The sequence below is a fragment of the Gordonibacter urolithinfaciens genome, from assembly GCF_900199375.1.
Classification (GTDB): domain Bacteria; phylum Actinomycetota; class Coriobacteriia; order Coriobacteriales; family Eggerthellaceae; genus Gordonibacter; species Gordonibacter urolithinfaciens.
This window is the reverse complement of the sequence record NZ_LT900217.1, coordinates 2,346,440-2,371,395: the sequence shown is the minus strand read 5'-3', so window position 1 is coordinate 2,371,395 and position 24,956 is coordinate 2,346,440. Positions and strand designations below refer to the sequence as shown.

Here is a 24,956-nt window from a genome sequence, read left to right as displayed (position 1 = left end):
GCGAAAGCGGCCGGGTTCGATCCGGAAATCGATAGCCCCCTTCCCCATGCTAGCATTCGAGGGTCAATGCTCTCGAAGGGGGTCCCCATGAGGAAACGCCTGCTCGCCCTAGCCCTGCTGACGACGCTCGCCTGCGCGCTCGCTCCGAGCGTCACGTTCGCCGACGAAAGAGGCGCAACGCCCACTCCCGTCACGATCGAGGTCGGCGACGACGGCGCGCCGGTGAGCACGTCAGGCGATGGCTGGACGTACGACGACGGCGAGCTCGTGCTCGAAGCGGGATACGCATTCGCGTTCACGGGCCACGCGTTCGACGTTTCCGGCGAGAACCGCATCTGGAACAGCGGCATCATTGTAGACGGCATCTTCGTCAACGGATCCAAGGGAAACGGTTCCACCGTGCACAACGAAGCGGGCGGCGTCATCCAGGGCGGCACGTTCAATATGCCCGTCAACAACTACGGCACCATCGAAGGCGGCACGTTCCACGAATCCGCGCACAACCACGGGAAGATTGCCGGCGGCACGTTCGACGACTACGTGACCAACAGCGAAGGCGCGGTGGTTTCGGGCGGCGTGTTCGAAGACGGCGGCAACAACAACAGCGTGGACAACTCCGGGACGATCGGCGGCGGCGAGTTCAACATCGGCGTCAACAACTCCGGAGCCATCGAAGGCCGCGGCGTGTTCAACGCCTACGTGCAGAACGGCAACGCACGATTCGGCACCGACAAGAACAAGTCCTGCACCATCTCGGGCGGCACGTTCAACTCGGAGGAGATGGACAACTTCGGAACCATCGAGGGAGGAACGTTTAACGGCGAAATCCTCAGCAGGGGCATCATCGCGGGCGGCACGTTCTCCTCCACCAGCACCGTTGCGAGCAACGACGAGGACACCACCGACGGCGGCGGCACCATATCTGGCGGCACGTTCGCCGGCCCCGTGACCAACGGCGACCCCGATCCCGACTGGAATGCGGCCGCCATCACCGGCGGCACGTTCGCAGGAGCGGTGACGAACTACGACGCCATCGGAGGCGGAACGTTCTCATCCATCGTGAGCAACAAAGAAGGCGGCACTGTCTCGGGCGGCATGTTCCTTGGCGACGTGACCAATCGGGGCGTCATCGAGGGCGGCTTCTTCGCACGTCCCATCATCATCGGCGAAGGGGGGACGGTGAGCTCGTGCACCTTCCCGGTGAACGCGAGCCTGGCCGGGCTCTCCCTTGCGGGAACCGGTGCCGAGCAGCCGGTCGCAACGTACGAGAAGGACGGCGAGGAGAGCAACTGTCTCACGCTCACGGCCGACACCGGCTATACGCTGCCCGGCTCGGTGAGCGTGCGCCTGGGAAGCGCAGACGGCCGAGAGCTGGTCAACGGCACGGACTACACCTACAACGATGCCACCGGCGTCGTTGCCGTCAAGAAGGGCGCAGTCGCCGGTCCGCTGTTCCTCGCTGCGAGCGGCGTTCCCGCAATCGCACCTGCACCCGAACCGACGCCCCCGACGCCCGGCTCCCAGCCTTCTTCATCGAGCGCCAAGCTTCTCGCCGCAACAGGCGACAGCGTGCAGCCGACCGTCGTCGCCGGCATCGTGCTCTTGGCTGCCGGGACGCTCGCAGCAAGCGCAATAGCCTGTCGAAAGCGCCGCGCATCTCGACGGTGAACGCTGCGCGGCGGCTCTTCGGCCACCGCGCAGACTCCTTCTGCATGAAAGCGCTCGAGTACCACGCACAGTAGGGTGCATATCGCCGCTTACGACGCCAGCGACCACCCGGCGGTTTCGGTTTGCAGCTCCACCATACGGCGGTACAAACCGCCTTCGCGTGCCATGAGCTCTTCCGGCGAGCCTTCCTCCGCCACACGGCCCTCCTTCAGCACCACGACCTTGTCGGCGTTCGCCACGGTACGCATGCGGTGTGCGATCACGAGCACGGTCTTGCCCGCCAGAAGCCGCGAGAGCGCCGTCTGCACCTGCGTCTCGTTCTCAACGTCCAACGAGGCCGTGGCCTCATCCAGCAGCACGATGGGCGCGTCCTTCAGGATGGCGCGGGCGATGGAGATGCGCTGGCGCTCGCCGCCCGAAAGACGGCTTCCGTTCTCGCCGATGGGCGTGTCGTAGCCCTGCGGCATGCACAGCACGAACTCATCGCAGTTCGCGGCGCGGGCGGCGGCGAGAACCTCCTCGTCGGAAGCGCCGGCCCGGCCGAGCCGGATGTTGCCCATCACCGTATCGTCGAACAACACCACATCCTGGAACACCTCGGCGTAGTCTGCCAAGAGCGCCTCCGGCTCCACGCCCGCCACGTCCACTCCTCCCACGCGCACCTGTCCCGCATCGGCATCCCAGAAGCGAGCAGCCAGCTTGGCCACGGTGGACTTGCCTCCGCCGCTGGGGCCCACCAATGCCGTCACTTCGCCTTCGCGGGCAGTGAACGTCACGTCGCTCAGCACGCGCTCGCCCTCGCCGTAGGAGAACGACACGCCTTCGAAGGCCAGGTCGTGACCCGCCGGCTTGAACTCGATCGCACCTGCCTGCACAGGCTCGTCCTCAATAGCCTGCAGCCGAGCGATGTTCAGGCGCAAGTCCAGCAACTCGATGATGGTCTGCAGGATGACGTTCACCGGATCGTACACGCGCGTAACCGCCAGCAGGAAGCAGAAGAACACCATGAAGTCCACCTGCCCGTCCGCAATGAGCAGCGCACCTGCCAGCACCGTGGTGCCAATGCCGAGCCGCAAAAGCGCCTGGGCCGACGACGCGCTCACGCCAGCAGTCAGCTCCGCCCTGATCTTCGCATGCTCGAAGGCGTCTACCCTCTCTCCCACGCGCCCGAGAAACGCCGGGACCTGGTTCGTGGCGCGGATCTCGCGAGCGCATTCCAGGTACTCCTGGATGCCATCGGCAAGCTCGAGGTTCGCCTCGTTGCGGGCGCGTCCTGCCGCTTGCTGAAGACGCGTGGTGGACAGCAGCACCGCCACTGCCACCGGGATAGGCCACAGCGCCGCCAGCGCCAGACGCCAGTCGAATGCGAGCAGGCAAACGGCCACCACCGCCGTCGAAATGGCTGCACCGAACAGCTGCGGCATGACATGGGAGAACATGCGCTCGTGGTCGGCGCAGTCCTTCATGACCGCGCTCGTGAGATCCGACAGATCGCGCTGCCCGAAGAACGACAGCGGTAGCTGCCGCAGTTTCTCGGCCAGCCCGATGCGCTTGCGAGCGCTTTCGTTGTACACCACGTTGTAGGTGCTGTCGTACTCGAGATTCTGCGTGAGCAGCATGATGGCGAGCACCGCAACGATGGCCAGGAGATACGCTCCGAGCTCCGGCAACGGTTGCGACGGGTCGATCAAGTGGGACACGAACGCGCCCGTAACCGTGAACAGCACGCCGATGGGCGCCATGAGCACGACGTTGGCCAACGCTGCGGCCCCCACGCCGCGCTTGAAATCGCGCGCGCCCTGTTCGGTCAGTGCGAACTTATCACGCAGCATGGGTGCCGCTCCCTTCAATCCTCCACGTTACCGACGTGCGGTAATCGTTCCACATCTTCGCATACAGGCCGCCGGCCGCAACCAGCTCGTCGTGCCGGCCGCGCTCGACCACCCGGCCCCCGTCCAACACGCATATGACGTCGGCGCCCGTGACGGTGGATAGCCGGTGCGCGATCATGAGCACCGTCTTGCCCTCGCAGAGCCTCGCCAAGGCGCGCTGGATGAGCGCCTCGTTCTCCGGGTCGGCGAACGCCGTGGCCTCGTCGAGCACCACGATGGGCGCGTCCTTCAGGATGGCGCGGGCGAGCGCGATACGCTGGCACTCGCCGCCCGAGAGGTACACGCCCTTCGCGCCTACCTGCGTGTCCAAACCGTCGGGGAACTTCGCCATGATGTCGTCGCACTGCGCGGCGTGGGCCGCGGCCTCCACCTGTGCGCGCGTGGCGCCCGGACGCGCGGCGCGGATGTTCTCCAAAAGCGACGTCTTGAACAGGCGGTCGTTTTGGAACACGAAGGCCACCTGCGCCATGAGCTCGGAGGCGGGGATGTCGCGCACGTCCACCCCGCCCACGCTCACGCTGCCCGAATCCACATCCCAGAAGCGGGGCACGAGGCTGGCGGCCGTCGTCTTGCCTCCACCCGAGGGTCCCACGAGCGCTACCGTGGAGCCGGCGGGCACTTCCAAGCTCATGTCCACCAGCGCGTCTTCCAAAGCGCCAGGGTACGCGAAACCCACATGCTCGAAGGAGATCGAGCCATCGCGCGGATGCCCGGCCTGCGCCGCCGATGGCTCCGCTAGCGGCTTTGTCGCGAGTATCTCGTCGATGCGGCGCACGGAGTCCTGCGCCATCATGACGGCCTCGCTCGCGTACATCACCTTCGTCATCATGGTGGTAGTGATGGCCGAGAACACCGCATAGAACAGGAAGTCCGTCAGAAACGCTGCGAAATCGCCCGCGGTATGCGCCAGGAGGATGCCAGCGGGCACGAGCACGGCGAACGTGCCGTTGATGGCAACGAGCTGAACGACCTGAGGGCGCTGGCACGACTTCGAGTACTGGCAGGCCATGTCGCGGTAGCTCATGATAGCCTCGGAGAACGCACGGAACGAATGCACCGTCTGCTGGAACACCTTCACCACGGGGATGCCGCGCACGTATTCCACGGCCGCCTTGTTCATGCGGTTGAGCGCGTCTTGGTAGAGCATCATGAACGGCATGCCACCTTTTTTCGTCCGACGCCCCATCATCCACCACATCATGAGCGCCGAGATGGCAATGGGAACGAGGCACACAAGCCCCATGATCCAGTCGAACGCGAACATGACCGCCACGAATGCCACCGGGGTGACGAGCGACCCCACGAAGTCGGGCAGCTTGTGCGCAAGCATGTCCTCGGTCTGACCGGCGCAGCCGTCCACCACGCGCCGCAGATGTCCCGAGGCGTGGGAGTCGAAGTAGCCGAGCGGCACGCGGCCCAAGTGGCCGAGCGCCTGCTTGCGCATGTTCGCCGCCGTGCGGAACGCCGCCAGGTGGGTGCACATGAGCGCCGCGAAGTACACCAACAGGCCCGTTGCCGAGAACGTGAACGCAAGCCAGCCCCAGAAGGCAAGCCCCTCCGCAGCGCTCCAGTTGGGAGCCACGGCCACGAGGTCGCGCAGCACGAACCACACGCACACCAGGGGCATGACCGCGAAGACGCCATTTACGCCCGCAAGGACACACCCCAGGACCGCGAGCTTCTTGCGCGAGCCCGCGAACCCGAGCAGTCGTCCGACGGCCTCTTTGGGGCCAGGCGGCGCCACGGGCATCGCCCTGTCAGCCGCCGGCGCGCGCCCGCTCCCCGCCCCCGCGGCGGGGGCGCCCGCCGGCGGAGTCGTCCCACCGGAGCTGGCGGTTCCATGCAGCACGCCAGCTGCCGTTGCTGCTTCTGCCATGATGCTTCCTTCCTTTCCTCGAACGCAGCCTGCCGAGGCCGCGTCGGCTCACCTCGATGCGACTAGGCGCCCATCCGCGCGAAATGCTTCTTGAACACGCGCTCCCCCAAAAGACCGCCGACGATGGGACCCGCCACGGCTGCTGCAAGCGCCACCAGGGCGAGCGGGCCGTACATGAAGTCCACGAGCTGCTGGCCGTACTCGGCCGTCATTCCCGATGCCACAACCATGTCCACGTACGCCTGGCCCGTGAGGTAGATAAGCGAGACATGCCCGGCCCAGAAGCACACGACGAAGGAGACGAACGCCGCCACACGGCGAAAGGCGGTGCGCTTGCCCGGCGCGCCCAACACGAGCTCGGCCACCACACCGCCGAGGGCGATGCCCAGAGGGCCTGTCCAGAACATGCCCATAACCAAGCCGAGAAGCGCCACCAGCAGGCACATGAGCGCCACCGCGCCGCGTTTTGGAACACGGGCCAACACATACGTCCACACGATGCCGGCCGGAACAGCGCCCACCCCATGGGTGAACCACGACGTGGTGGCACTGAGGGAGCACACTATCGAGAAGGCCATGAACACCGCGAACAGAAGCACGCCGAATACGGCGAGCACCACATAGTCGCGACCGGTAAGCCGGGTGCCGCGGGCGAGCGTGCGCTTTTTCGTTGCTGTCGATTCCATACAAGAACTCCTTTCATCGGAAGTAATGCCGAAGCACGCGAGCTCATCACCCGTCGAAACCGAGCATGCGGCGCACGGCGGGCAGGTTCGCTCGCTCAAGCGGCTCTTGGACGCTCACACGGCCATCCGCCACCACGGCCACCTCGTCACATGCGGCGACGATGAACTCGTAGTCGTGCGTGATCACCGTCACGCACGTGCCGCCGTCGCGCACGCGCTCAAGCTCTCTGGCGACGGCCTGCATGTTGGCGAAATCGAGCCCGCTCGTGGGCTCGTCTAGCACCAGAACGCGAGCCCCTTGCAGCACGCCGGCCGCAATGGCCAGTCGCTGGCGCTCGCCGCCCGAGAGCGACAGCGGATGCCGCTCGGCCAGATGCGCCAGGCCGAAACGGTCGAGCGCCTCGCTGGCCGCCATCCGCGCCGCCTTGCCGCGGCCGAGGCGGCGGGCCGCGGCCGCTTCCAGCTCGCATGCGGTCGTATGGGCGAACAACTGGTAGCCCGGTTCCTGCATCACCAGGAACGCCCGGCCGGCTCGTCTGCGATACGGAACCGATCGGCCCCCGAACGCCACCTGTCCCGCGCGCTCGCGATGCAACCCGGCCAAGCAGCGCGCAAGCGTCGACTTCCCCGCGCCGTTGCCTCCCACCAAAGCCGCGATACGCCGGGGCGCGAACACGCCGGCGGCCCCGCGTAGCACATCACCGCCGCGACGATAGCCCGCACGAAGGTCGCTGAACGAGAGCGCTGCAGCGGAGGCGGCGCCCGGGGCGAGCATGGGAGCGGAGGGATCCTGCCTGGCCGTCGGCATGTCTTCGGCGCGGGCATCCTCGATGCGCCAGGCCCGCAGGCCCATCTGGTGAAGCTCGCACACGGACAGGCGCTCGAATTCCGCAGCCACCCAGTCGTGGGCGATGCGCCCGTTCTCCATATGCACCACCCGGTCGGCTATCCCCCGCAGCCACCACAGCCGGTGCTCCGAGACGATCACCGTACGCCCTAGCTCTTTCAGACGCCGAACGAGGTGCGCAAGGGTGCGCATGGACGCCACATCGAGTGCGGCCGTGGGCTCGTCAAGGGCGAACACCTCCGGACCCAGCGCATGCACCGACGCAAGGGCCACCATCTGGCGCTGTCCTCCCGAAAGCTTCCGGATGTCACGGTCGAGCAGATGAGAGATGCCCAGGTCGGCTGCGGCGTCGTGAACGCGGAGGTGAATCTCATCGTGCGGCAGGCCCGCGTTCTCGCACCCGAAGGCGATCTCGGAGGTGGTGTCCAGGTTGAAGAACTGGCTGCGCGGATTCTGGAACACGGAGCCCACGCACAGCGAGAGCCCCTCGATGCCCAAGTCGGCCGCATCCTGCCCCAGCACGCGCACCGCACCGGAAAGCTCCCCGTCGTAGGCTTGGGGCGCCAGCCCGTTCACGAGGCGCATGAGCGTGGTCTTCCCGCAGCCGGAACAACCCGTCACCGCCACGCACTGCCCTCGCGCAACAGACAGGTTCACACCCTTCAACACCGGCTCGAACAGGTTTCCTTCCGCATCGGCATAGGAGAACGCCACTCCATGGAATTCCACGGCCATGCCATCGCGCAGCCTCTGCGACGCCGTCATGCCAGCACCCCCGCGCCCAGCGCCGCAGACACGCCCGCAATCGCGGCGAAGTACGCAAGCAGCAGCGCATCAGCCGCACCGATATGCAGCTCGTAGTAGCTCGTGCGCCGATTCGGCGCGTCGATGCCGCGCACGGCCGCCGCATTCGCCAGCTCATCGGCCACGATACCCACTCGTCCCACCACTGGCACCAGCAGGTTCTCGACCACCTGCACGGGATGCCGCAAAACACGTGCCGGCGAGAGCGCGATACCGCGCACCTTCATGGCGTCAAGTACCGCACCGAACTCCTGACCGAGCGTGGGAGCGAAGCGCAACATCACGCACAGCGCCGCCGACACCCGCTTCGGCAGGCCAAGGCGCTGCAGGCTGTAGGCGAGCTCCCCGGTACGCGTGGTGCCCACCATGTTCGCAGCCATCATGAAGGCGCACAGCATGCGGCGCAGCATCGCCAACGAGGCGCCCACGGCCATGAGCACCACGCCCGAGTGCGCGCACAGCCAGCAGAGGACGAACAGCGCCGCCCAGGCCGCAGCCCAACGCAGGGCCGAGGAGGGCCGCCCGCACCAGATGCCGACGAGCACGCACCCGCCCATCGCCGCCAACTCAACTGCCACCGATGCGGAGGCGAACGTGGACAGGCCGATCAACAGGATGCAGACCAACGAGACACGGGGATCGACGCGGTGCGCGGGCGGCACTGCCGCAGCCCTGCCGCAGGCCCTCTCCGACGCTTTCGCGGCGCAGGCATCCCCGCCACCCGCATGCAACGACCTCGTCGCGCCCGCAGCTTTCAAAGTAGCGGCGCAGGCGAATGACGGTGCTGCGTTTGCGCCATGGGCAGACTGTTCCCCCAAGGCCCTGTTTGTAGTAGTATTGTTATCCATGGTTAACTATACTAGCGTCCTTCGGGGGAACGGAGAGGAGGAATGCGCCAATGCGCAATCCCGCCGAAAACTTCAAGAATCGCGCCGAAACGGACCGCGGGGCCGGCAGGGCCATCGACACGCTGTTCGAGCCGCAGGTACGGCAGCTTGGCGGCGTGCCGGCCGACGCGGCCGAACACGGGCGTCAAGGGCTCCTGTGGCTGATCGATCCCGCGATCGGCATGGGCTCCTTCTGGTACTTCCCCATCGGCGATCGCCTAGCGGTGGGCGCGTTCGACTTTACGCTTCGCGAGGAGGGCGGATTCTTCTGCGACGCGGCCGATTGCTTCTACTTCGGCTCCTACAACCAGGGGATGCTCCCCTACTTGGGTATCGACGCGACACTGCCCGACCGCACCGTGGTGGGGCACGCCTGGAAGCATGCCCCCTATCATCAGCGGGTGCAGGGCGGGGCGAGGTTGGGAGAGACGTTCGTCATGCTCTTGCCCGAGGCGCTGCGCGACGTCAGCCTGCGGCTGCACTGCGACCCCGTGGTGCTGAGCTCGGCTATCACCGCGCTCGACGGCACGTCCTGCCCCGCCAGGCTGCCCTCCCTGCTCGACGACATGCGACAAGCCCGACCGAGCGCCGTCGTGGCGGAGGCGTTCTACGAGAGCAAAGTAGTGGAAGCGTGCGCGCTCATCGTGGATTGGCGGCTTGCATGCGGCCGTGCGCCCATCGCGCTCTCGGCAGACGACGTCGCCGCAGTGGCGGTTGCCCAGCACCTCATCCAGCAAGATCTCGCGCGCCCCGCTACCACCGAGGAGCTCTGCCGCGCGACTTGCATGGGAACGAGCAAGCTCATCGAGTTGTTCAGGCTATCCTGCGGCATGACGCCGCAGGAGTACGCGCGCGATGTGCGCATGCATCACGCTTGCGAGCTGCTCGAGACCACCGACCTGTCTCTGGCCGAAATAGCCGCACGCGTGGGTTATTCCCGTCAGGGCAGCTTCTCCGAAGCGTTTCGTGCCCGGTGCGGCCTCCCGCCCCGAGAGTGGCGTGCGAGCGCTCGCGCCCTCCATCGGTGAGATTTCTGCAGTCTCCCCTTGCGCTTTATACTATCAGTGATAGTATATTCCTTGCCAACGAAAACCGAAGGGAACCAGAAAAATGGCCAGCCATTCGATCGAGATCATGATCCTGGGAGCGCTCATCGAGCGGCCGATGAGCGCGTACGAGATGGACAAGACGCTGGAAGAGCGCAACGTCCGCCGCTGGATACGCATCAGCTCGCCGTCGGTGTACCGCAACGTCATCCGCCTGTGCGACGAAGGCTACGCCGACGGCACCGTCGTCAAGGAGGGCGAGATGCCCGAGAAGACGGTGTACACCATCACGGACAAAGGACGCGAGCGCTTCGCCGAGCTCATGGACGAGGCCGCCGCGCTGCCCGCGCGCGTGGACTTCGGCTTCCTGCCCGTCTTGGCAAACATCAGCCTCGTGGACCAGAAGACCGGCCGTGCCCTCATCGACGAGCTCATCGAGACGCACCGAAGCACGGCCGAGCGCGTGGATGGGCTCATACCCGCATACGAGCGCCTCGAGGCGCGAGCGACGATGGAGCTGTGCGCCGACACGTACCGCCTGGTGGCGAAACACCTCGAGCAGTTCGAGAAGGGTCTGTACGGCGATGCTTGACGCGCAAAACACGAACGGATGTTTCACGTGAAACATCGCACCGCCGAATGCTCCCTCCCTTGCGTTGAAATCTGAGCAGTGATCTTGCTTTTGTACCTGCGAAGAGACTTATGGACCGGCAAGGCTTTCCACAGGCGCAACAGGGAGGGCTTAGAGGGCAATGGATTCGACTGGCCGTTGGCGACAGGCCAATGCGCCAAAAAAACGGCATTCTGATGCACTAACTAATTGAGGAACCGGGTTGACCGGTTTCTTTTTCGGCACTAACTATCATTGATAGTAATATTGTAGATAGGAGATATCATGGACGTGCAAAACTTGAGAGAACAGGCGCTCGACGCGGGAACGCGCACTTCGGCCGCAGCCGCGCGCAACAGGGCGCTCGAGGGCGCGGCGGCCGGTGCAGCGCGGCGCAACGGGCAGGCGCAGGCGGAGAGCAAGCCTTTCCCTACCTCCGCCGTGCTGGGAGGACTGGCATTGAGCCTGTTCATGGCCGCGCTCGACGCTACCATCGTGAGCACCGCCATGCCGAAGATCGCCGCGGGCCTGGGCAGCTTCGACCACTACACCTGGCCGTTCACCTCGTACCTGCTCACCTGCACGCTGGCGACGCTCTTGTGCGGCGCATGCGCGACGCGCTTCGGCCACAAGCGGGTGTTCGCCTGCGGCATCAGCGTGTTCGCCGTCGCATCGGCCGGTTGCGCGCTGTCGAACAGCCTCGACGCGCTCACGGCATGGCGCGCCGTGCAGGGCGTGGGAGGCGGGCTCGTGGAGGCCGGCGTGTTCATCGCCATGGCCGAGCTGTTCGAGCCGCGCGTGCGCGGAAAGTACATGGGCATCCTCTCGTCCATGTACGGCTTGGCCTCCATCACGGGGCCGCTGGCCGGCGGGCTGATCGCCGACACGGTTGGCTGGCACTGGATATTCCTCGCCAACCTGCCATTGAGCATCGTGGCGCTCGTGCTGGCAGTGCGGTTCCTTCCCGGGAAGCAAGCCCATGCAGAGCGGTCGTTCGACCTGCCCGGCGCCGTGTGCTCAGCCACTGCCATCGTGCCGCTCACGCTTGCGTTCAGCCTGACCGGCAGCGCCTTCTCGTGGTTCTCCGGGCCGTTCTTCGGGCTTCTCGCGACGGCCGTCGTCATGATCGCGGTGCTCGTGCTGGTCGAACGACGCCGCGATCACGCCATCGTGCCGGTTCGGCTCTTCCGCCGCGCGCAAGTGAACGGGGCGGTGGCGATGGGGTTCTGCTCGCAGTTCGCCCTGCTAATCGGCGTGATGTTCGTGCCGCGGTTCGTGCAGGAAGGGTTGGGGCTCTCGTCGTCCGCCTCGGCGCTGGCTACCATCCCCATGACGCTGGCGCTCGTGGTGGGCAGCACGTTGGCGGGGCGGGTGTTCGGCAGGAACGGGAGAATGCGCGCTATCAGCCGTATCGGGTTCCTCGTGCTGGGCATCGGAGCGCTGCTGCTGTGCCTCGTGGGCCCTGCAACCGGCATGGTGCAGCTCGCGTGCTCGTCGGCGATGCTGGGATTCGGCATCGGCGTGAACATGCCCATGACCAACATCGCCGCTCAGACCGCCGTGGAGCCGCGCGACATGGGCAAGGTCACCTCCCTCGCGCTGTTCTTCCGCGGGCTGGGCGGCACCGTGGGATCGGCGGCATGCGGCGCGGTTGCCGGCGCGTCGTTCGCAAGCGCGGCACTGCCCGTGTTCGCGCTTTGCATCGGCGCGGGCATCGCCGGGCTCGTGCTGTCGGGCACGCTTCCGCGGCTCATCGAGCGTCGCTGGTAGAGGGCGAGGCGACGAGCACGCGTCAGTCGGCGGCCCGCTCGAGCAGCTCGCGCGCGTGGGCGAGCGACGTCTCGGTGGCGTCGCCCGACAGCATGCGCGCGATCTCGGCGGGTCGCTCGGCGCTGTCCAGCTGGCGCAGATCGGTCTCGGGCATGGCGCCCTCATCCCCCGCCGCCTTCTGCACCACGTAGTGAGCCTGGCCGCGGACGGCCACCTGCGCGAGGTGCGTGACGACGATCACCTGGTGCGTGCGCGCAAGGTCGGCGAGCACGTCGGCCAAGGCCACGGCGGTCGAGCCGCCCACGCCCGCGTCCACCTCGTCGAACACGAGCGTGTCCACCTCGTCCGCCTCGCCGAGCACCACCTTCACCGCCAGCATGACGCGGCTGACCTCGCCGCCCGACGCGATGCGCGCGAGCGGGCGCGCCTGCATCCCGGCACCCGGGCGGAACAGGAACTCCACCGCCTGCGGCCCCACCTTCGTCCACTGGCCGCGCTCGAGCGGCGCAAGGTCGCACACGAGCCCGGCACCGCCCATTTCCAGGCGGTCCATCTGCGCGCACACGGCCGCAGCGAACCGCGGCGCGGCCTCGGCGCGCGCTTCGGTCAGCACGGCCGCCGCCTGCGCGAGCGCCTCTTCGGCCCGATCGAGCTCCTGCTGCGCCGCGCGTTCGCGCTCGGCGGCGTCGTCCACGAGCGACACAAGGTCGGCCGCCTCGGCGCGACGCTCGAGCACGTCCTCCATGCGCGGACCGTACATGCGCAGAAGCCCTTGCAGCGAAGCCATGCGCTCCTGCTGCTGGGCGAGCGCCTCCGGATCGAACTCCACGCCCTCGCGGTAGTCGCGCGTCTCGCGCGCCATGTCCTCCAGCACGTAGCCCGCCTCGCGCAGCGCGTCGGCGAACTCGCCGAGCTTCGCGTCGTAGCGAGCCGCACCGTCGAGCGCCGAGATGGCGCTGCCCAGCGCGTCGATGGCCCCTTGCTCGCCCGCAAGCGCCTCGTGCGCCGTATTCGCGGACACGACCAGCGTCTCGGCGTGCTCGACGCGCGCGAGCTCCTCGAGCAGCTCGTCGTACTCGCCTTCGCGCGGATCCACCGCGTCGATGCGCTGCAGCACGAAGCGCGCCTCGTCGAGCTTGGCCGAGGAGGCCTCGCCCGCCTCGCGCACGCGCGCCAGCTCGGCCGCAGCCTCGTTCGCCGTCGCGAACGCTTCCTCATACGCAGCGTGCGCCTGCGCCACCGCTTCGCCTGCCCACGCGTCGAGCATGCGCACATGCTGGGAGGTCTTCATGAGCTGCTGGTGCTCGTGCTGGCCGCACAGGTCGATGGTGGACGCCACGGCGCGCGCGAGCTCGCCGACGCTGGCCATGCGGCCGTCGATGGACACGCGCGAGCGGCCGTCCGACGTCACGCGACGGGTGGCCACGAGCTCCCGGAGTTCGTCGAAGTCGCCCGCAGCCAGGGCAGCGTCGGATTCGGAGCCGTCGGCGGAGGCGATGCCGTAGAATCTTCCCGAAACGGTGAGGGAATCTTCGCCGTCGCGGACGGCGTCCTTGTCGGCGCGCGCGCCCATGAGCAGCTTCAACGCCGAGAGCAGCGCCGTCTTGCCGGCGCCCGTCTCGCCCGTGAGCACGGTCAGCCCGCGCGCCGGCACGAGCGTCGCCTCGCGGATCAACGCGAGGTTCTCAACCTGGATCTCATCGATCATCGCGCACCCCTCACACCTCGATCGTTCCTAGAACTATCAAGTATAGCAGCGGTTGCACGCCATCTCGAAACAACCACGCTTCCCTGCACCGCGCATCCGCCGCAAGGAAGCGTGCCGGGAGACTTACTGCACGGAGGCTTCCGCGAACGCGCCGTCCTTCACCTCGGTTTTGACAACCACCGTCTTGTCGGCGTCGGAGGCTTCCCAGGAGCGCGCGTACTTCAACGTGATGGTCGCTTCGCCCGAGCCCTCGGCCTGGTAGGTGAACGTGTGCACGCCGCCGGCGCCCGCCTTGCCGTCCGAGCTCGTTTCGGCCTTGTACTCGTCGCCGACGGCCTTGACGGCTTCGCCCTCGATCGAGCTGGCCCACTCGTAGCCGGTGGTGGCATTCGCATCGAGCGCCACGGTCATCGTGTCGCCCGTACATGAGAGCATGCCGCCCTCGAACGAGACGTCGATCTCCTTGCCGCCCGCCTGCGAATCCGCGGCAGGCGCCGTACAACCCGCGACGGCCGCAGCCAAGGCAACCATGCACACTCCGACCAGGACAACCTTGAAGAACCTCTTCATCTTCATCGCATCTCCCCGCTTTCCGCCGACCGAATGTGGCACGTGCCGCACTTCCAACGCCCTGCTACCGCATCCGGGCCGCTTTGCCAATCGAGCTGTCAACACATAGTAGACCATCGTGGATAAAGTTGCTAAGCCGGCGCTTACGCCATCGCGGCGCTTTTGCCGAATCCAAAGGCATGCCTTCCATACCGCACCAATTTCACAACGCGAACCGCTCCCTCACGCTCGTCGGCTTGGACTGGGCGCGGTGCTGCTCCATGAGGTAGAGCACGCAGTCGGTTCGGTTGCAGGCGCGCAGCAGCTCGATCTGCCGGTCGAACGTGCGCTCGTCGACGAAGCCGTCCCGCACGAGCGCCTCTACCATCGCCCGGTCGCCCTCCTGCGCCACACGCTTCTGAGCCTCACGCTCGTGATCGCGCAGATACGCCACGAGCGCCGTGCGCGTCGCGTCCTCCAAGCGGTACGGCACGGTCAGCCGATGCAGCACCGCGCCCAGCTTGTCCGGCAGGTTCTTCCCCGAGCGCAGCAGCTCGTCGTAGCGCCCGTAGTCGAACGGCACGCCGTCCTCCGCGTCCGTCAGAAAGCACGTGAGCAGCTGATCGGCCGATACGTGCACGATCGTTCCCGTGCGCTCGAGACGGCACACCGCGTACTCGAAGCTGCCTTCTCCGATGGAGCGCACGCTGGCCGGGATAGACACGGGCCCTTCGAGGATGCGCGAGCAGAAGCAGTGGGGCCCGATAGCCTCGAGCCCCTCGGGAAGCACGAGCCGCTTCGCGTTGCGGCATGCGTTGTCGCGCTCGACGACGCGCACGGTATCGGCCACCACGAGCGATGCGGGAGCGTAGGGCAGCGCGCGCACGCCCACGCGGACGAGCGGGCGGCCTTCCACCGAGCGCGGCAGCACGAGCGCGTCCTCCGGTGCGGCGGAATGCGCGGCCACGTGCGCCACCTGCCCCGGCGACGGCGCCTGTTCCACCGCGCTCTGCCCGCGCAGCGTCGCCGCGCGAACGGCGGCGGCCGCCGCGAACCGCTTGGACACCGAGGTGGGCGCGGGCGGCCCGGCCACCAGCACCGCGCCAGCGTCGTCGAAGTCGTACCAGCATCCGTCAAGCTCCACCGCTCGCGGACCCGCCAGCCGCACGCCGCGAGCGGCGAGCGGGCGATGCGCCAGCGCTTCGGGCGGGCACAGCCACACGGCATCGTCCCAGCCCTTCGCATCCACGCGCGCAAGCGTCGGCGGGCACGACACCACCGAAGGAGGTTCGCACCCGGCGGCGAACGCGGCCGCGCCGATGCGTTCGACGCCAGCGGGAAGCTCGATGCGCTCGTCGTACGGCGAGGCTAAAAACAACAGCGTCGACCCGCCATCGGCGAACAGGTTGCCATCCCGCGCGCAGAACCGCCCGTTGCGCGCATCGACGGAATACTCGCGACGTTTGAGGCGCGGCGAGACGCCGGCGAGGTCGCACGGCTGCTCACCCAGAATGCGCACGCCCGCCCCCACGTGGATATGCTGCACCGACAGCGCCAGAAACGCGTTCGCGCCGACGATCTGCACCGTGTCGGGCATCGCGAGCAAACGCACGCCCACGCCCTGCACGAGTCGGCGCGTGAACGCCTCGGCCGTTACGCGCACCACCGGCACGCCGTCCACGAACGCGGGCAAGCTGACCACCAGGCCGTCGTCGCTTCCCGCCGCCGCGGCGAGCCGGCGCAGGTCGAATCCCACGAGCGCGTACCCGTCGGCATCCTGGCGCACGCGCAGCGCCCCGCGCAGGTCGTCGCCCATGCGCTCGCGCGCAGGGGCCGTCGGGCCCGCGCTCGGAAAGGGCGCTGCGCCGTCCTTTCCGATGCGCTCCTCTGCGCCTCCCCGCTCCGCCGCATGTGCGAGCAGCTTTTCGCGCTCCTCGTCCGACAACCCCATGCCCAGCGCGCCCACCACCAGCAGGTCGCCGTCCGCGCCCTGCCGGCCCTGGCCCCCGGCACCCGCCTCGTCCCGCGACGCCCACGCCCGGTACGGCGGCAGCTGCGGGGACCACACCTCGCCCTCTGCAGCCTGCGCGGCGCGGACCACGTCGACATCCTGTGCGCAAAGGTTGGGCGGATTTTTGCGCACATGCTCAATGAGCTCGTTCAATTCGGTTGACGTATCGTGAAATACCAGCATATTCCCTGTCATAGAATTGTGCGACCTCCCAAATGTACCTTTTTAGTAGCAGTTTACCACCCGCTTCCCCCATGCTACACTGCCCGTGGTGGCGATGGCAAGCGTCAAGCCGACGCGCGCCGCGCGCACAGGCAACGAGCATGCCGCCCGCCGCCGCACGAAACGCCCGTCGAAGGAGGCCCCATGGCGTCCGATGCTGCCGAGCCGCTTGCCCGCCAAGCCCTCGACCTCGCGAAAAACGCACTGCTCGTGAACCTGCGCTTCATGAACGCCGCGTTCGCGCGCCTGCATCCCTTCCCCGTCGCGGGCTCCACGCTCGCCACCGACGGCGCGCGCCTCCGCTACGATCCCGCCGCGCTCGCGCGCCTCTACGCCGCCGAGCCGGCCGAGCTCACCCGCGCCTACCTTCACATCGTGCTGCACAACGTGTTCCTCCACCTCTATCCCGGGCCGCATGTCGACGCAGCGCGCTGGGACGCGGCCTGCGACATCGTCGCGGAGCGCACCATCGCCGAGCTCGACCTGCCCGCCACCCGCACCGCGCGCGCCGCGCGGCAGCAGGCCGCGCGCGCCCGCATCGACGCGGCATTGCCGCTGGCCACCGCCGAGACGGTGTACCGCTACTTGCAGGACGAGGGCCTGGACGCCTCCGAGCTGGCCGAGCTGCGCGCTCCCTTCTACGTGGACGACCACGATCCCTGGTACCGCCTGATGGCCGCCGAGGGCGAGGGCGACGTCACCGAGGAGGGTCGGCGCGCCGAGGAGCAGGAGGACGGCTCGTCCACGGCGCCCGCATCCGGGCCCGCCGAGAGCGGCACCGACGCCGAGCTGCCGCCGGACGCCGCCAGCGCCAAGCGCAGCCACGCCTCGCACCGCGGCATGGACCCGGACGACATAACGCAGAAGGAAGCGCCCGAGAACGCCAAGCCCTCCGTGGGCGAGCGGTTCGCCGACACCGTGAACCTCGACCGCTCGCGCGAGCAATGGAAGAACGCCGCGCTCGAGATGGGCGTGCAGCTGGACGCCTACGCCAAGCTCTGGGGCGTCAAAGGCGCGAACCTCGCCATGAACCTGCGCGCGGTCACGCGCGAGAAGCAGGACTACCGCGAATTCCTGCGCAAGTTCGCCCGCTGCGCTGAGCAGATCCGCGTGAACGACGACGAGTTCGACTACGTCTACTACTGCTACGGCTTGGAGCGCTACGGAAACCTGCCGCTCATCGAGCCGCTCGAGTACGTGGAGGAGAAGCGCATCCGCGACTTCGTCATCGCCATCGACACCTCGGCATCGACGAAGGACGGGCTCGTGCGCCGCTTCATCGAGAAGACGTACGCCATCCTCGAGCAGGAAACGAGCTTCTTCGCCGACATGAACGTGCTCATCGTGCAGTGCGACGCCGCCGTCACGGACGTCGCCCGCATCGCGAACCTGCGCGATCTGGACGACTACCTGGACGATCTCGAGATCAAGGGGCTGGGTGGCACCGACTTCCGCCCCGTGTTCGCCTACGTCGACGACGCCGTGGAGCGCGGCGACCTCACGAACCTGGGCGGCCTCATCTACTTCACCGACGGCCAGGGCACTTACCCGGCCCGCAAACCCGACTACGATACCGCGTTCGTCTTCGTCGACGACGCATCCGCCGCCGCCAGCCCGCACGTTCCCGCGTGGGCCATGAAGGTGGAGCTCGACGAAACCGTCATGATGGAAGAAGCGTCCCCGGGAGCCCCGTAGGGCAAGGGCTCTGCCCTTGCCGCCCAGCCGGAACGATCAATGCAGGTCCAGCGGCAAGGGCAGAGCCCTTGCCCTACGAAAGCCCCCGAACCGCGAACGAGAAGAGGAACCATGGACATCCAGCAAGCCAAGCAGCAGATCAAAAACGCGATGGTCGCCTACTTCTCGAAGGACGAGTTCGGCAACTACCGCCTCCCCACCGAGCGACAGCGCCCCGTGTTCCTGCTGGGCGCGCCCGGCATCGGCAAGACGGCCATCATGGAGCAGATCGCGCAGGATCTCGACGTGGGGTTCGTGTCGTACTCGATGACGCACCACACGCGCCAAAGCGCGCTCGGCCTGCCCTTCATCGCGAAGAAGACCTACGACGGCGTGGAGTACGACGTGTCCGAGTACACGATGAGCGAGATCATCGCCGCCGTGTACGATTCCATGGAGGCCACCGGCAAGCGCGAAGGCATCCTGTTCCTCGACGAGATCAACTGCGTGTCGGAAACGCTGACGCCCGCGATGCTGCAGTTTTTGCAGTACAAGATCTTCGGACGCCATCGCGTGCCGGACGGCTGGATCGTGGTGACGGCCGGCAACCCGCCCGAGTACAACCGCACGGCGCACGATTTCGACATCGCCACATGGGACCGCCTCAAGCGCATCGACGTGGAGCCCGACTTCGCCGCCTGGCGCGACTTCGCCGTGGAGACAGGCGTGCATCCCGCCGTGCTCACCTACCTCGACATCGAACGCGACCACTTCTACCGCGTGGAGACCACCGTGGACGGCAAGTCGTTCGTCACCGCGCGCGGCTGGGACGACCTGTCGGCCATGATGAAGCTGTACGAGGAACGGGGCATCCCCGTTGACGAGCTGCTGATCGGCCAATACGTGCAGAACGCCGAAATCGCGAAACGCTTCAGCGTGTACTACGACCTGTTCACGAAGTACCGCGCCGACTACCAGATCGACCGCATCCTGGCCGGCGAGGCCGAGCCGGGCGTGCTCGACCGCGCCCGCGAGGCCGCCTTCGACGAGCGCGTCTCGCTCATGGGCCTCATCACCGACGCCCTCGGCAGCCGCCTGCGCGACGCCGTGCTGGAGGAGCGCGCCGTGGAGTTCATGCACGGCAGGCTTGCCGCGCTGCGCGATGACCTCGAAGGCGACGACGCGAACGCGCTGCCCCTGCTGCGCGAGGAAGCCGCCTCGCTGCAAGCGCGGCTGACCACCGAGCGCAAGGCGGGGCTGCTGTCGGACGAGAAGTACGTGGCGTACGAGCGCACGCTCGCGCTGGTCGACCGCGCGCTGCGCTGCGACGCGGCGGGCGGCGGCGTGCCGTTCTCGCGCGTCAAGGAGCTGTTCGCCGAGCAGGTCAACGCGCTCGACGCGCGCATCGCAGACACCTCGAGCGCGCTCGACAGCGCTTTCCGGTTCGTCGAGGACGCGTTCGGCGGCGGCCAGGAGATGCTGTTGCTCGTCACCGACCTGTCCGTCAACCGCTACGGCATGTCCTTCATCAACGACCACGGCTGCGAGCGCTACTTCGCCCACAACGAGGACCTGCTGTTCTACGAGCGCGGCTCCGATCTGATCGACCGCATCAACCGTTTGGATTTGACGGAAGACGAGTAGCACCCGGCGGCCGGCCGCCATCGCGCGACGAGGCGCCTTCCTCACCCATCGAAAAGGGACGTCCTTGCGGGCGTCCCTTCGTTTTCGAGCGTTTCGACGGCCGGGAGGCCGCATGAAAAGGCGCTAGTGCCGGAAGTGGCGATGCCCGGTGAACACGAGGGCGATGCCGTGCTCGTCGGCGGCGGCGATCACTTCCTCGTCGCGGATGGAGCCGCCCGGCTCGATGACGGCCGTGACGCCGGCTTCAGCCAGCGCGTCGAGGCCGTCGCGGAACGGGAAGAACGCGTCGGACGCCGCCACGGCGCCCTGCGCGGCGTCGCCCGCCTGCTCCACGGCGATGCGCGCGGAGTTCACGCGGTTCGGCTGGCCGCCGCCCACGCCGATGGTGGCGTGATCCTTCGTGATGGCGATGGCGTTGGACTTGACGGACTTGCACACCTTCCACGCGAACAAGAGCTCGGCGAGCTCGTCCTCGGTGGGCTGGCGCTTCGTGGGCACCGTGAACGTCGCGGGATCCTCCGCCACGGCATCGGAGTCCTGGCAGAGTAGGCCGCCCTCCACGGCACGGTACTCCACTTCCCCGCCGGCCGGGTTCACGCCGCCCGTGGACAGCAGGCGCGCGTTCTTCTTGGCGCTGTACATGTCCAGCGCGTCGCCCGCGAACTCGGGCGCGATGATGGCCTCCACGAACTGCTTGTTGTCGAAGATGGCCACCACGATGTCGCTCGTCACGGGGCGGTTGAACGCCATGACGCCGCCGTAGGCGCTCACCGGGTCGCACGCGTGCGCGCGCTGGTAGGCGGCCACGAGGTCGTCGTCCTGGCACACGCCGCAGGGCGTGAGGTGCTTCACGATGACGCAGGCCGGCCCGTCGAACTCACGCACGGCCGTCCAGGCGGCGTCGAGGTCGAGGTAGTTGTTGTACGACAGCTCCTTGCCCTGGTGCTGCTTGGCATGCGCGAGCGAGTGCTCGGCGTTCGCGTAGCCGTCGCGGCGGTAGAACGCGGCGCCCTGATGCGGGTTCTCGCCGTAGCGCAGGTCCTGCACCTTCTGCAGGCGCAGGCAGCGTTCGGCCGGGAACTTCGCGTCGCCCTCGCCCTCCAGCTGGGCGCCCATCCACGCGGCGATGGCGCCGTCGTAGGCCGCCGTGGTCTGGAACACGTCGAGCGCGAGCTTGGCGCGCGTGTCGCGCGTCGTGGCGCCGCCGTTGGCACGCATCTCGGCCAGGATGGCGTCGTAGCTCTCGGGGCGCGTGACCACGGCCACGCTCTCGAAGTTCTTCGCGGCGGAGCGCAGCATGGACGGGCCGCCGATGTCGATGTTCTCGATGCAGGTGCCGAAGTCGGCCCCGCCGGCCACCGTCTTCTCGAAGGCGTAGAGGTTCACCACCACCATGTCGATCATCTCGATGCCGTGCTCGGCCGCCTGGGCCATGTGGGCCTCGTTGTCGCGCTTGGCCAGCAGGCCGCCGTGCACGCGCGGGTGCAGCGTCTTCACGCGGCCGTCCATCATCTCGGGGAACTGCGTCACGTCGTCGATGGGCGTGACCGGCACGCCGGCGTCCTTGAGGGCGCGGGCCGTGCCGCCGGTGGAGATGATCTCCGCCCCGAACTCGTCCACGAGCGCGCGGGCGAAGTCCGCGACGCCCGTCTTGTCCGTCACGGACACGAGCACGCGCTTGATCTTAGGATCGCTCATATGGTCTTACATCCTTTCTGTTGGGTGGTGCCGCCTCTCCGCAGGTCCGGCGGCAACGATACGGCAACAATGATAGCAGCCGAACGGCGCCCTACGCGCACAGCATCGCCAGAAGCAGCCAAAACGCACGGAGGCGGCGCGGCGAACGCGGAGCCTTGGAGCGGCGCGCGCCTCCGTCCGTCGCGAGCGTCTCTCCGCGCGCGAGAACCGCCCTCTCGTGGCAGAAATCGACGATAGTTGATCATCGAAACAGGGCCATCGGACGGGTGCGAAAAGACACTCGATGATGACCAGGCGAAACAGACGGGCGCCTTCGTCACCAGCTAACGAAGGCGCCCGCAGATGATCAACTAACGTCGATTTCTGCCACGAAACAGGATTGTTCGCGCGCTCGGGGCGAGCGGCAGCCTCCCGAGCGCACCGCATCTGGAGAAGGCGAGCCTCAGCGGCCCAGACTCTTCTCGTGGCGCTCGCGCGCCTCGTCGCTGTACCGCTGTCGGTAGCGCACGTCCACGAGCTCGGCGACGATGGCGATGGCCAGCTCGGCAGGCGTCTTCGCGCCGAACTTCAAGCCGATGGGGCGCTTGACGCGCGCCCAATCCTCCTCGGTGGCGCCGGCCGCCAGCACCAGCTCGTGCACGCGGTCGTTCTTGCCGGCGCAGCCCATCATGCCCACGTAGTGCGCATGATGCCCGGTGGCCCACACGCAACCTTCAGGGTCGAACATGTGGCCGCGCGTGAGCACGCACACGTAATCCTCGGGCGCGCAGTCCAGCTCGCCGAGCGCGTCGAAGTTGCCGCCGGGCAGCACGATTCGCCGGGCGCGGGGGAAGCGCGCCTCGTTCAGATACGCCTCGTCGTAGTCCACCGCGGTCACGGCGAAGCCCACGTGGTCGGCGAGCGCCGCCACCTCGCTCGCGGCGTCCGACGCACCCAGCAGCCACACCTGCACCTGGTCGAACAACGGCACGGAGAGCCAGGTGAGGCCTTCGAACTGCTCGTTGTGCATCGAGGGGCCGCGCGTGGCGTCCTTCATCTGGAACGTGTCGCGCGGGCTGAACGGCCGCGAGGCTGCGATCCCCTTGGCGTCGTTGCAGAAGAACACGAGCGGCTCGCCGTCGGCGGAGCCCGCGTCGCCGTACTTCTTCGTCACCTCGTTGTCGGTGTTGCGCTGCGCCTCGGCGGCGTCGTAGACCACCTTGAAGCCGAGCCAGGCGAGGTCGCCCTCGTCCATCGCCCGTAGGGCACGCTCGAACGTGGGGACGTCGGCCGCAGTCAAGCTCGCGGCGACCACGTCAAGGTACGATGGATCCACATGCTGGTTGCCCTCGAGGGCCTCGGGCGAGAAGCAGGGGAAATCCTCGGGCGAGAGCCGGGGCGTACGCCCCGCCATCAGGTCGTCGACGATGCTTTGCAGCGTTTCCTTGTTCATGGGCAGGGCTCCTTACGGTCGACAAGCAGTTGCGAGCTGCGCGCTGGACACGGCCGAATACGCACGCCCCTCCCCGCGCGCCGAAAGAGGGGCCCTGCACGTCAGGCGCGCCTTTCGCACGACCGGACCGGGAAAGCGAACGTCAGGCAGGGGCGATATGCACTTTGCGATCCTCGCCCACGCTCACGCGGCCCTCGGCCACGAGGCGCAGCACCTCGGGGTACAGCGCGTGCTCGGCCTCATGGATGCGCGCCTCGAGCGCCTCCAGCGTGTCGTCCTCGCGCACCTCCACGGCACGCTGCGCCACGATAGGGCCCTTGTCGTAGTCCTCGTTGGCGAAGTGCACGGTGATACCCGTCACCTTCACGCCCGCGCCGAACGCGTCGGCGATGGCATGTGCGCCCTTGAAGGACGGCAGCAGCGCCGGATGCAGGTTGAGCACGCGGTCGGGGAACGCGTCGAGCATGACCGGCGTCACCTTGCGCATGTAGCCCGCCATGACCACGTATTCCGCCCCCGCCTCGCGCAGTTCAGCCACGATGCACGCATCGGCCGCCTCCGGGTCGGCGTACGCATCGCGGTTGAGGACAGTCACGGGGATGCCTGCCGCCTTCGCGCGCTCAATGCCGTATGCGTCCGGTCGCGACGACACCACCCGCACGATCTCCACCGGCAGCCCCTCGCCCGCCGCGTCGATGATGGCCTGCAGGTTCGTGCCGCTCCCGGAGAGCAGCACCCCGATTTTAAGCGGTTCGGCCATGACCCTACGCCTCCGCGCCGGCGTCGTACCCGTAGAGCTCGCCGTCGTTCGCGTAGCGGACCTCGCCTTCGCCGGCCACGATGCGGCCCACGCGGTACGTGGCCTCGCCAGCCTCGGCCAGGGCGGCCTCCACCTCGCCGGCGCGCTCGGGATCGACGATCAAGACCATGCCCAGGCCCATGTTGAACGTCTTCAGCGCCTCCGCCTCGTCGAGGTGCGCGGCGCCGCATACGAACCTCGCGATGGGCGGCACGGGCCAGGTACCCAGGTCCACCTCGGCGTCCACGCTCTTCGACAGCGCGCGGTCCAGGTTCTCGGAGATGCCGCCGCCCGTGATGTGCGCGAGCGCACGCACGGCGCCGGGGCATGCGTCCAACACGGCACGCACGGGCTTCACGTAGATGCGCGTGGGCGTGAGCAGGGCATCCTGCAGGCTCGCGCCGTCCAGCTCCTCGCGCTCGATGCGCAGCTCGTAGTGGGTCTTGCCCTCTACGCATACCTTGCGGGCCAGCGAGTAGCCGTTGGAGTGCAGGCCGCTCGACGCGAGGCCTATCAGCACGTCGCCCTCGCGAACAGCCGCCGGATCGAGCATCTTCGCGCGGTCGACCACGCCCACGCAGAAACCGGACAGGTCGTAGTCGTCCGGATCCATGACGCCGGGGTGCTCGGCCATCTCGCCGCCGATGAGCGCGCAGCCGGCCTGCTTGCAGCCCTCGCCGATGCCCGCCACGATCTCGGCCACATTCTCGGCCTTGAGCTTGCCGATGGCCACATAATCGAGGAAGAACAGCGGCTCGGCGCCCGTGGCCAGTATGTCGTTCGCGCACATGGCCACGAGGTCGATGCCCACCGTGTCATGCTTGCCGGCCAGCTGGGCCACCTTGAGCTTCGTGCCCACGCCGTCGGTTCCGCTCACCAGCAGCGGGTCGTCCATGTCCTTGGCCGCCGCGATGGAGAACAGCCCGCCGAAACCGCCGATGTCGCCCACCACCTCGGGCCGGTACGTGTCGTGCACAACGCCCTTGATGGCGTCCACGGCACGCGCGCCCTCGGCCGTGTCCACGCCCGCCTGCGCGTAGGTCGTGGCCTCCTCGTCCATCCAGCTGGGCATCGCGGGGGCGTCGTCGGATCCGGCGGCGCTCACGGTTATTCTCTCGGTCATGGTAACGCTC

The 24,956-nt window shown here is 67.7% G+C and carries 18 protein-coding genes; 6 read left to right on the top strand and 12 right to left on the bottom strand.

Annotated features, from left to right (window positions below; all coding sequences use genetic code 11):
* Nucleotides 1-87: 87 nt before the first annotated feature.
* Nucleotides 88-1,668, top strand: coding sequence for a hypothetical protein (locus BN3560_RS10170; protein ID WP_096227958.1), 1,581 nt, complete (start codon nt 88-90; stop codon nt 1,666-1,668).
* 89 nt (nt 1,669-1,757) lie between these two features.
* Here the strand turns inward: BN3560_RS10170 and BN3560_RS10165 are convergent, their stop codons facing one another.
* The 5 genes from BN3560_RS10165 to BN3560_RS10145 all read right to left on the bottom strand — a co-directional run bounded on the left by BN3560_RS10165 (nt 1,758) and on the right by BN3560_RS10145 (nt 8,435).
* A complete protein-coding gene (locus BN3560_RS10165; protein WP_096227957.1) occupies nt 1,758-3,500 on the bottom strand; it encodes an ABC transporter ATP-binding protein in 1,743 nt (580 codons plus the stop codon).
* Nucleotides 3,490-5,310 carry an ABC transporter ATP-binding protein gene (locus BN3560_RS10160; RefSeq protein ID WP_087191103.1) on the bottom strand — a complete coding sequence of 607 codons (1,821 nt, stop codon included), beginning with the start codon at nt 5,308-5,310 and terminating at the stop codon, nt 3,490-3,492. Before BN3560_RS10160 ends, BN3560_RS10165 begins: the two co-directional genes overlap by 11 nt.
* Nucleotides 5,311-5,498: 188 nt before the next feature.
* Nucleotides 5,499-6,122: an MptD family putative ECF transporter S component gene (locus BN3560_RS10155; RefSeq protein ID WP_096227956.1), complete on the bottom strand. Its 624-nt coding sequence runs from the start codon at nt 6,120-6,122 to the stop codon at nt 5,499-5,501.
* 46 nt (nt 6,123-6,168) lie between these two features.
* Nucleotides 6,169-7,704 carry an ABC transporter ATP-binding protein gene (locus BN3560_RS10150; protein WP_227115167.1) on the bottom strand — a complete coding sequence of 512 codons (1,536 nt, stop codon included), beginning with the start codon at nt 7,702-7,704 and terminating at the stop codon, nt 6,169-6,171.
* Nucleotides 7,705-7,730: 26 nt separating this feature from the next.
* Nucleotides 7,731-8,435, bottom strand: coding sequence for an energy-coupling factor transporter transmembrane component T family protein (locus BN3560_RS10145; RefSeq protein ID WP_227115166.1), 705 nt, complete (start codon nt 8,433-8,435; stop codon nt 7,731-7,733).
* 236 nt (nt 8,436-8,671) lie between these two features.
* On the opposite strand from BN3560_RS10145, the gene BN3560_RS10140 reads away from it, so the two are divergent.
* From BN3560_RS10140 to BN3560_RS10130, 3 genes are all read left to right on the top strand, one after another.
* Nucleotides 8,672-9,688: a helix-turn-helix domain-containing protein gene (locus BN3560_RS10140; protein WP_096227953.1), complete on the top strand. Its 1,017-nt coding sequence runs from the start codon at nt 8,672-8,674 to the stop codon at nt 9,686-9,688.
* 82 nt (nt 9,689-9,770) lie between these two features.
* Nucleotides 9,771-10,298, top strand: a complete 528-nt coding sequence (locus BN3560_RS10135) for a PadR family transcriptional regulator (RefSeq protein ID WP_096227952.1) — start codon at nt 9,771-9,773, stop codon at nt 10,296-10,298.
* 303 nt (nt 10,299-10,601) lie between these two features.
* Nucleotides 10,602-12,086 (top strand): MFS transporter, encoded by a 1,485-nt coding sequence (locus BN3560_RS10130; RefSeq protein ID WP_096227951.1) that lies wholly within the window; start codon nt 10,602-10,604, stop codon nt 12,084-12,086.
* 22 nt (nt 12,087-12,108) lie between these two features.
* Here the strand turns inward: BN3560_RS10130 and recN are convergent, their stop codons facing one another.
* The 3 genes from recN to BN3560_RS10115 all read right to left on the bottom strand — a co-directional run bounded on the left by recN (nt 12,109) and on the right by BN3560_RS10115 (nt 16,444).
* The gene (recN, locus tag BN3560_RS10125) at nt 12,109-13,794 is read right to left on the bottom strand and encodes a DNA repair protein RecN (RefSeq protein WP_096227950.1); all 1,686 of its coding nucleotides are present in this window, start codon (nt 13,792-13,794) and stop codon (nt 12,109-12,111) included.
* A 123-nt stretch (nt 13,795-13,917) separates the two neighbouring features.
* Nucleotides 13,918-14,370, bottom strand: a complete 453-nt coding sequence (locus BN3560_RS10120) for a protease inhibitor I42 family protein (RefSeq protein WP_227115165.1) — start codon at nt 14,368-14,370, stop codon at nt 13,918-13,920.
* A gap of 196 nt (nt 14,371-14,566) precedes the next feature.
* Nucleotides 14,567-16,444 carry a leucine-rich repeat domain-containing protein gene (locus BN3560_RS10115; RefSeq protein ID WP_227153958.1) on the bottom strand — a complete coding sequence of 626 codons (1,878 nt, stop codon included), beginning with the start codon at nt 16,442-16,444 and terminating at the stop codon, nt 14,567-14,569.
* A 276-nt stretch (nt 16,445-16,720) separates the two neighbouring features.
* Here BN3560_RS10115 and BN3560_RS10110 point away from each other — a divergent pair, with 276 nt between their 5' ends.
* Together BN3560_RS10110 and BN3560_RS10105 are read left to right on the top strand one after the other, a co-directional pair.
* Nucleotides 16,721-18,271: a vWA domain-containing protein gene (locus tag BN3560_RS10110; RefSeq protein ID WP_096227948.1), complete on the top strand. Its 1,551-nt coding sequence runs from the start codon at nt 16,721-16,723 to the stop codon at nt 18,269-18,271.
* 111 nt (nt 18,272-18,382) lie between these two features.
* Nucleotides 18,383-19,894, top strand: coding sequence for an ATP-binding protein (locus BN3560_RS10105; RefSeq protein ID WP_096227947.1), 1,512 nt, complete (start codon nt 18,383-18,385; stop codon nt 19,892-19,894).
* A 123-nt stretch (nt 19,895-20,017) separates the two neighbouring features.
* Here BN3560_RS10105 and purH read toward each other — a convergent pair whose 3' ends face one another.
* From purH to purM, 4 genes are all read right to left on the bottom strand, one after another.
* Nucleotides 20,018-21,592, bottom strand: a complete 1,575-nt coding sequence (purH, locus tag BN3560_RS10100; protein ID WP_096227946.1) for a bifunctional phosphoribosylaminoimidazolecarboxamide formyltransferase/IMP cyclohydrolase — start codon at nt 21,590-21,592, stop codon at nt 20,018-20,020.
* 442 nt (nt 21,593-22,034) lie between these two features.
* Nucleotides 22,035-23,024, bottom strand: coding sequence for an XdhC family protein (locus BN3560_RS10095; protein ID WP_096227945.1), 990 nt, complete (start codon nt 23,022-23,024; stop codon nt 22,035-22,037).
* A 142-nt stretch (nt 23,025-23,166) separates the two neighbouring features.
* The gene (gene purN, locus BN3560_RS10090; RefSeq protein ID WP_096227944.1) at nt 23,167-23,784 is read right to left on the bottom strand and encodes a phosphoribosylglycinamide formyltransferase; all 618 of its coding nucleotides are present in this window, start codon (nt 23,782-23,784) and stop codon (nt 23,167-23,169) included.
* 4 nt (nt 23,785-23,788) lie between these two features.
* Nucleotides 23,789-24,946, bottom strand: coding sequence for a phosphoribosylformylglycinamidine cyclo-ligase (gene purM, locus BN3560_RS10085; RefSeq protein WP_096227943.1), 1,158 nt, complete (start codon nt 24,944-24,946; stop codon nt 23,789-23,791).
* Nucleotides 24,947-24,956: the final 10 nt, after the last annotated feature.